At 71.5% G+C, this 7,038-nt stretch carries 7 protein-coding genes; 2 read left to right on the top strand and 5 right to left on the bottom strand.

Annotation, left to right across the window (positions count from 1 at the left end):
• Positions 1 to 171: 171 nt before the first annotated feature.
• Positions 172 to 1,014: an alpha/beta fold hydrolase gene (locus HNQ58_RS06150; protein ID WP_183948027.1), complete on the bottom strand. Its 843-nt coding sequence runs from the start codon at positions 1,012 to 1,014 to the stop codon at positions 172 to 174.
• Between the two features lie 191 nt (positions 1,015 to 1,205).
• Here HNQ58_RS06150 and HNQ58_RS06145 point away from each other — a divergent pair, with 191 nt between their 5' ends.
• The gene (locus tag HNQ58_RS06145) at positions 1,206 to 2,990 is read left to right on the top strand and encodes a DEAD/DEAH box helicase (protein ID WP_183948025.1); all 1,785 of its coding nucleotides are present in this window, start codon (positions 1,206 to 1,208) and stop codon (positions 2,988 to 2,990) included.
• A gap of 9 nt (positions 2,991 to 2,999) precedes the next feature.
• Positions 3,000 to 4,181, top strand: coding sequence for a BaiN/RdsA family NAD(P)/FAD-dependent oxidoreductase (locus HNQ58_RS06140; protein WP_183948023.1), 1,182 nt, complete (start codon positions 3,000 to 3,002; stop codon positions 4,179 to 4,181).
• 69 nt (positions 4,182 to 4,250) lie between these two features.
• Here the strand turns inward: HNQ58_RS06140 and HNQ58_RS06135 are convergent, their stop codons facing one another.
• The 4 genes from HNQ58_RS06135 to HNQ58_RS06120 all read right to left on the bottom strand — a co-directional run bounded on the left by HNQ58_RS06135 (position 4,251) and on the right by HNQ58_RS06120 (position 6,966).
• Entirely contained in the window at positions 4,251 to 4,559 is a 309-nt protein-coding gene (locus tag HNQ58_RS06135) for a GIY-YIG nuclease family protein (RefSeq protein WP_221301170.1), read from the bottom strand.
• Between the two features lie 8 nt (positions 4,560 to 4,567).
• Positions 4,568 to 4,903: a YkgJ family cysteine cluster protein gene (locus HNQ58_RS06130; RefSeq protein WP_183948021.1), complete on the bottom strand. Its 336-nt coding sequence runs from the start codon at positions 4,901 to 4,903 to the stop codon at positions 4,568 to 4,570.
• Positions 4,904 to 4,982: 79 nt separating this feature from the next.
• Positions 4,983 to 5,903 carry a peptidylprolyl isomerase gene (locus tag HNQ58_RS06125; RefSeq protein ID WP_183948020.1) on the bottom strand — a complete coding sequence of 307 codons (921 nt, stop codon included), beginning with the start codon at positions 5,901 to 5,903 and terminating at the stop codon, positions 4,983 to 4,985.
• A 67-nt stretch (positions 5,904 to 5,970) separates the two neighbouring features.
• Positions 5,971 to 6,966 (bottom strand): serine/threonine protein kinase, encoded by a 996-nt coding sequence (locus HNQ58_RS06120; RefSeq protein ID WP_183948017.1) that lies wholly within the window; start codon positions 6,964 to 6,966, stop codon positions 5,971 to 5,973.
• Positions 6,967 to 7,038 lie beyond the last annotated feature (72 nt).

Here is a 7,038-nt window from a genome sequence, read left to right as displayed (position 1 = left end):
ACGCATCCCACACCCTCACTATGGCTGAGGTCGATATCGCAAACAGAGGGCTTGAAAGCAAGCTCTAGCGCGGGAGAATTTCAACAAGCTGCTAGTCCCGCGAGCACCGTCCGCACTTGATCAGGCTCAAGAAATCCCGCCCCGGGCATGTATTCGTCGACTTGGTCGCAATCAGTCGCCATCGGTTCCGGTCAGGAACCGCAGGATCGCGGTATTGACCTGGTCGGGTTTCTCCAGAGGCACGCCGTGTCCGGCGTCCTCGCAGGCCAGCAGGCGCGCATGGGGGATCGCCGCGGCCTGTTCGCGGGTGTGCTCCGGCTTCACGACGGTGTCCTGATCGCCGAGGATGACCAGGGTGGGCGCACGCACGCGGGGGTAGTCGTCGGCGCCGCGCCGCGGGCCACTGGCGACGAAGTCGCGCAGCTTGCCGAAGACCAGCTCCCAGCGGTCGGGATCCGGCGCCAGCGCGCGCCATGCCCGCACGGTGCCGGCAGGCCAGGTATCCGCCGTCGCTGCCAGCAGATGCTCGCGGAAAGCCTCCTGCAGGCCCGCGTGGTGGGCGAGGGCGGCGATCATCACCAGGCGCTCGACGCGCGCGGGATGACGCAGCGCCAGCTCCAGCGCCAGACCGCCGCTCATGCTCCAGCCGACCACATGGGCGCGCGGCACGTCCAGCGCGTCGAGCAGGGCGCGCTGGTCTTCGGCGAGCAGCTCCGGGTCGAATGGGCGGTCGCCGTCGTTGGTGCGGCCGTGCGCGCGCAGGTCGGGCGCGATCACCCGGAAGTGCGGCGAGAGCACGGCGATCAGCGGCCGCCAGACTTCCATCGAACCGAAACCGCCATGGAGCAGCAGCACCGGCTCGCCCTCGCCGTGGATTTCCACGTGCATGCGCAGGTCGCCGAGCTCGACATGGCGGACATCGGCAACGCCGTCGCGCGCTTCGTCGGCATGGACGGGCAGGGACGCGAGGGCGAGCGCGAACAGACACAGACTCAGGCGCAGGATGCGCTGCATGGCAGGGCTCCGGTGCGGGTGCGGGACGGCACCAGGCCGAGCCTGGCAGGCCCGGCCGGCGCTGGCCCGAGTCGATGGTCACGCCGGGTTCGGCGGGGAGGCGCGACGCCTGGAGCCCGTGCTCGGCCGCGAACGACTATCCTATGCACCATTCTCACCGCATCCGCAGCCCGCCTGCGCCGGAGCCCCCCATGTCTTCCGAACCGTCCGAGCCGGCCGCGTCCGCGGTCCGCTTCACCGATCTCGGCCTCTCCGCGCCGCTGCTCAAGGCGCTGGCCGAGGTCGGCTACGAGTCGCCCTCGCCGATCCAGGCCGCGACCATCCCGCCGCTGCTGGCCGGCCGCGACGTGCTCGGCCAGGCGCAGACCGGCACCGGCAAGACCGCCGCCTTCGCGCTGCCGGTGCTCTCGCGCCTGGATCCGGCGCAGGGCAGGCCGCAGGCGCTGGTGCTGGCGCCGACCCGCGAGCTGGCGATCCAGGTCGCCGAGGCGTTCCAGCGTTACGCCGCGCACATTCCCGGCTTCCACGTGCTGCCGATCTACGGCGGCCAGGCCTATGGCCCGCAGTTGGCCGCGCTGCGGCGCGGCGTGCACGTGGTGGTCGGCACGCCCGGCCGCGTGATCGACCATCTCGGGCGCGGCTCGCTCGACCTGTCCGGGCTGACCACGCTGGTGCTCGACGAAGCCGACGAGATGCTGCGCATGGGCTTCATCGACGACGTCGAGGCGGTGCTGAAGAAGACGCCGGAATCGCGTCAGGTGGCGCTGTTCTCGGCGACCATGCCGGCACCGATCCGGCGCATCGCCCAGACCTACCTGCGCGAGCCGGTCGAGGTCGCGATCAAGGCCAGGACCACCACCGCCGCCAACATCCGCCAGCGCTACTGGATGGTCGGCGGCCTGCACAAGCTCGACGCGCTCACCCGCATCCTCGAAGCGGAAACCTTCGATGCGATGATCGTGTTCGCCCGCACCAAGCAGGCCACCGAGGAGCTGGCCGAGAAGCTCGCCGCGCGCGGTTTCGCCGCCGCCGCCATCAACGGCGACGTGCCGCAGGCGCAGCGCGAGCGCACCATCCAGCGGCTCAAGGACGGCCAGATCGACATCCTGGTCGCCACCGACGTGGCCGCGCGCGGTCTGGATGTCGAGCGCATCAGCCATGTGCTCAATTACGACATCCCCTACGACACCGAGAGCTACGTCCACCGCATCGGCCGCACCGGCCGCGCCGGCCGCAGCGGCGAGGCGATCCTGTTCGTCGCCCCGCGCGAGCGCGGCATGCTGCGCGCCATCGAGCGGGCCACGCGGCAGCCGATCGAGCCGATGGAGCTGCCCAGCGTCGAGATCGTCAACGACCAGCGGGTGGCGAAGTTCCTCGACCGCATCACCGACACGCTGGCCAGCGCCGATCTGTCGCTGTTCCGCGACCTGGTCGAGCGCTACGAGCGTGAGCACAACGTGCCGGCGGCCGATGTCGCCGCCGCGCTGGCGCATCTGCTGCAGGGCGACACGCCGCTGCTGCTGCCGGCCGAGCGCAAGCCCGAGCGCAGGATCGAGGCACGCGCCGAGGGCAGGCCGGCGCGCCCCGAGCGCAAACACGAGCCGCGCCCGGTCAGACCGCCGCGCGGCGCGCCCGAGGTCGGCATGGAGACCTACCGCATCGAGGTCGGCCACATGCATGGCGTGCAACCGAAGAACATCGTTGGCGCCATCGCCAACGAGGCCGACCTGGAGAGCCGTTACATCGGCCGCATCGACATCCGACACGATCACAGCCTGATCGACCTCCCCGAGGGCATGCCGCGCGAGCTGCTGGCGCACTTGAAGAAGGTGCGCGTGGCCGGCCAGCAACTGCGCATCGCCAAGGCGGACGAGGGCGGCAAGCCGCCGCGCCGCTTCACGCCGCGCGACGAGGGCGCGCCGCGCAAGCCGCGCTTCGAGGGCGGCCCGAACAAGCCGCGTCCACCCAAGCGCTGATACGACGGCATGGCGGAGGCCTTCGACGCCCTCATCGTCGGTGGCGGTGCAGCGGGGCTGATGTGTGCGCTCACCGCCGGCCGCCGCGGCAGGCGGGTGCTCGTCGTCGAGCACGCCAACCGGGTCGGCAAGAAGATCCTGATGTCCGGCGGCGGGCGCTGCAATTTCACCAACCTTGGCGCCGGGCCGGACAACTACCTCTCGGCCAACCCGCACTACTGCAAGTCGGCGCTGGCGCGTTACACGCCGTGGGACTTCGTCGCGATGGTCGAGCGCCATCGCATCGCCTACCACGAGAAGGAGCTCGGCCAGCTGTTCTGCGACGAGTCCTCGAAGCTGATCGTGCGCATGCTGCTGGAGGAATGCGCGGCGGCCGGCGTGCGGATCGAAGTCGGCTGCGGTGTCGAGCGGGTGCGCCACGGGCCGGGCGGCTTCCATCTGGACACCGCACGCGGCGTGTTCTCGGCGCCGGCACTGGTGGTGGCGACCGGCGGGCTGTCGATCCCCAGCATGGGCGCGACCGGCTTCGGCTACGACATCGCCCGCCAGTTCGGGCTGAATGTGTTGCCGACCCGCGCCGGGCTGGTGCCGCTCACGCTCAGCGGCAAGCACGCCGAGCGCTTCCACGACCTCAGTGGCGTGGCGTTTCCGGTGGAGGCGCGCTGCAACGGGCAGAGCTTCCGCAACCGGATGTTGATCACCCATCGCGGCGTCAGCGGGCCGGCGATCCTGCAGATCTCCTCGTACTGGCAGCCGGGCGACGATCTGCGGCTGGACCTGCTGCCGGCGGTCGATGCCTTCGACTGGCTCAGGCAGCAGCAGGCCGCGCGGCCGGCGGCCGAGCTCAAGACCGTGCTCGCCGACGCGCTGCCGCGCCGTTTCGCGCAGCGGCTGTGCGAGGTGTGGCTGCCGAACCGGCCGATGCGGCAGTTCCGCGAGGCCGAGCTGCGCGGCATCGCGGCGCAACTCGCCGACTGGCCGCTGGTGGCCAGTGGTACCGAGGGCTACCGCACCGCCGAGGTCACCCTCGGCGGCGTCGATACCGATGAGCTGTCATCGAGCACGATGATGGCGCGGCGCGTGCCGGGACTGTTCTTCATCGGCGAAGTGGTGGACGTGACCGGCTGGCTGGGCGGCTACAACTTCCAGTGGGCCTGGGCATCGGGGCATGCCGCCGGCGAGGCGCTGTAGCCGGCGTTTCTTGCAGCGGCTTCGGCCGCAACCACGGTTCCGGGAGGCTGCCGGCCGCGGCTTGCGCCGTCATCCTTCGGCAGACGACTGCGCCGTTCCTGCGGGTACGGCGACGATATCCGCCAGCGCCAGTGTCCCCGCGCACAGCGCGCGCTTGCGCGCCGGGTCGAGCCGCTTGATGAGGTACTCGGCGCGACTGGCGCTGGCGCGGTCGGGCAGGGCGAAGCTCGCGAGCAGCCGGGCCGGCGGACGCATCCGCGTGTAGCGCGCGCCCTTGCCGGCGGCGTGCTCGGCATAGCGCCGCGCCACGTCCACGGCGATGCCGGTGTACAGGCTGCCGTCCCGGCATTCGATCAGGTACACGTGCCAGTCCACCATCGGTGCGTTCAGCACAGCGCGATGGGAATCCCGGCCGCCGAGCGGCGGTGCCAGGCGGCGCGCTCGTCGCGACAATAGGGGCCGCCCATCGTGAAGTCGCGGCAGATCGACGGACGCTGTTCGTAGATGGTGCAGCGCAGGGTGTTGCGGTCGAGCGCCTTGCACCAGCCGTCCTCGCCGCGGGCCATCACTTCCAGCCCGCTGTCGTCGCGGGCGACGTAACGGGGCGGCACGTGGTCATCGGGCATCAGCACCACGGTGAGCCGGCAGCACACCGCCTCGCAGTCGCGGCAGTCGATCCCGGTCGCGGGCGTGTCGTGGGGCGTGAGGGCGAACCAGGTCATCGGCCATTCTCGCATGCCGGCGACCCGGGCGGCCTGTGTCGTTCCCGCCAATGCCGGAGCGGTACACGGGCGGTGCGCTTCACTCCGTCCCGACCACCTCGCGCACCGGGACCGGCACGTTGCACAGCTCGACCTTGCCGACCGGGTGCAGGAACCACTCTTCACGGCGGTTGCGGCGTGCTTCCATCAGCTGCGCGAAGGCGGCGGTGTCGGTGCGGAACACTTCCAGCGCGCTGCGTTCGGCTTCCGGCACGTCGGCGGCCACACGCATCGCCTTGACCGGCACCTGCTGTGCGGGGTCGGTGTAGAAGCCGAGCGGTCCGCTGCCGCGCGGCAGGGTGCTGAGCAGTTCCATGCCCCGGAGCACGCGGCCGACGGCGGTGATGTTGCGCTCCAGGTGGCGTGGCGCGTGGCCGATGACGACATACAGGCCGGCACCGCTGCCGCTGTCGGCGGTGCCGCCGCGCGCCACCCCGAGCACGCCGTAGCAGTGCGCCAGCCAGGCCTGACCGGCCTCGGGGTCGCGGGCGGCGTGGAAGCCGCCGGAGAAGCCGACCTCGGGTGCGTACACGTCGCCGTCGACGAGCACGGTGAAGTCGAGCCCCCGCATCGGGCGGGTGAACTCCGGCGGCAGGGTCGCCTTGGCCGGGTCCAGCGGCCGCGCCTTTTCCGGATCGTCGGCGTGCGGATCGCCCCATTGCACGACGTAGTTCTCCTGCGAGCGGATCACCTTGAGCCCGTCGAAGTAGCCGGCGCGCACCAGCGTGCGGATGTTGTCGGCATGCAGCGGCGCGAACTGTGGCGCCAGCTCGATCACCACCCGGCCGCTGTCCAGTTCGAGGTACAGCACGTTCTCCGGATCCGGCCTGCGCCAGTCGGCCGGCGTCGAGGCGGCCAGCACGCCGGCGGTGGTCGGCGGCGGCGCCTCCTCGGCCACGGCGATGGACAGCGTCACGGCCAATGCGATGGCGAGCAGGGGACGGACGGCGGGGCAGCGCATCGGATCGGCTCCTGTCGGAACGGGAAAGGCGCCAAGCGTACACCGGCCGCACAGCGGGGCGGCGCGATCAGGGCGGCAGCGACAGCGTGGGTTCCTGCAGCGCGTCGAGCTGCTCCTGCAACTGCGCGATCACGTGCTCCCAGTGCCGGCGCTCGCCGAACCATGGGAAGGCGGCCGGGAAGGCCGGGTCGTGCCAGCGGCGGGCGATCCAGCCGTTGAAGTGCAGCATGCGCAGCGCGCGCAGGGCTTCGACCAGATGCAGCTCGCGCGGGTCGAAGTCGCGGAACAGGGTGTAGCCCTCCAGCAGCCAGCCGAGCTGGGCGCGCTGCTCGTGCGGCGGGCCGGAGAGCAGCATCCACAGGTCCTGCACGGCGGGGCCGGTCAGGCAGTCGTCGAGGTCGACGAAGTGGGCCTGGCCCTCGCGCCAGAGGATGTTGCCGGGGTGGCAGTCGCCGTGCAGGCGCAGCGTGGCGATGTCGCCGGCCAGTTCGAAGGCGCGTTCGACGCGATCCAGCACCGCATCGCACAGGCCGGCGAAGTTGTCCTCCAGCTCGGGCGGCAGCCAGTCGTGGTCGAGCAGGAATTCCACTGGCGCCTCGCCGAAGGCGGCGATGTCGAGCGTGGCGCGGTGCACGAAGCGCCCGGCTGCGCCGATCGCATGCAGCCGGCCCAGCGCGCGGCCGAGCTGGCGCAGCGTGTCGCGGTCGCCCGGCTCCGGCGCGTGACCGCCCTGCAACGGGAACAGCGCGAAGCGGTGGCCGCGGTGGTGGTGCAGGGTGCGGCCGGCGAAGGCCAGCGGCGCGACCACCGACAGGCCGGCGTTGCGCAGCTCGGTGGCGAAGGCGTGCTCCTCGCCGATGGCCTCGTCGCTCCAGCGGCCGGGGCGGTAGAACTTCGCCACCACCGGTGCGGCGTCTTCGAGCCCGATGCGATAGACGCGGTTCTCGTAGCTGTTGAGCGCCAGCACCCGGCCGTCGCCGTGCAGGCCCAGCGATTCGACCGCGTCGAGCACGGCGTCGGGGTCGAGACCGGCGAAGGGCGTATCGCGGGAGGCGGCGGACATGAGCGGCATTCATCGGGGTGAGGACGAATCCTACGCGACGCCGCCGCGGAAAAGCCGCAGAATGCGCGCCAG

It is taken from the genome of Rehaibacterium terrae (genome assembly GCF_014202935.1).
GTDB classification, from domain to species: Bacteria; Pseudomonadota; Gammaproteobacteria; order Xanthomonadales; family Xanthomonadaceae; genus Rehaibacterium; species Rehaibacterium terrae.
The sequence above is the reverse complement of the archived record's forward strand: the minus strand, read 5'-3'. Positions and strand labels throughout refer to the sequence as shown.

Bases quoted from the DNA above. Each gene is read 5' to 3' on its own strand.
- HNQ58_RS06140 (WP_183948023.1), top strand. From the start codon at position 3,000: ATGGCGGAGGCCTTCGACGCCCTCATCGTCGGTGGCGGTGCAGCGGGG.
- HNQ58_RS06135 (WP_221301170.1), bottom strand. From the start codon at position 4,559: ATGGTGGACTGGCACGTGTACCTGATCGAATGCCGGGACGGCAGCCTG.
- HNQ58_RS06120 (WP_183948017.1), bottom strand. From the start codon at position 6,966: ATGTCCGCCGCCTCCCGCGATACGCCCTTCGCCGGTCTCGACCCCGAC.
- HNQ58_RS06150 (WP_183948027.1), bottom strand. From the start codon at position 1,014: ATGCAGCGCATCCTGCGCCTGAGTCTGTGTCTGTTCGCGCTCGCCCTC.
- HNQ58_RS06125 (WP_183948020.1), bottom strand. From the start codon at position 5,903: ATGCGCTGCCCCGCCGTCCGTCCCCTGCTCGCCATCGCATTGGCCGTG.
- HNQ58_RS06130 (WP_183948021.1), bottom strand. From the start codon at position 4,903: ATGACCTGGTTCGCCCTCACGCCCCACGACACGCCCGCGACCGGGATC.
- HNQ58_RS06145 (WP_183948025.1), top strand. From the start codon at position 1,206: ATGTCTTCCGAACCGTCCGAGCCGGCCGCGTCCGCGGTCCGCTTCACC.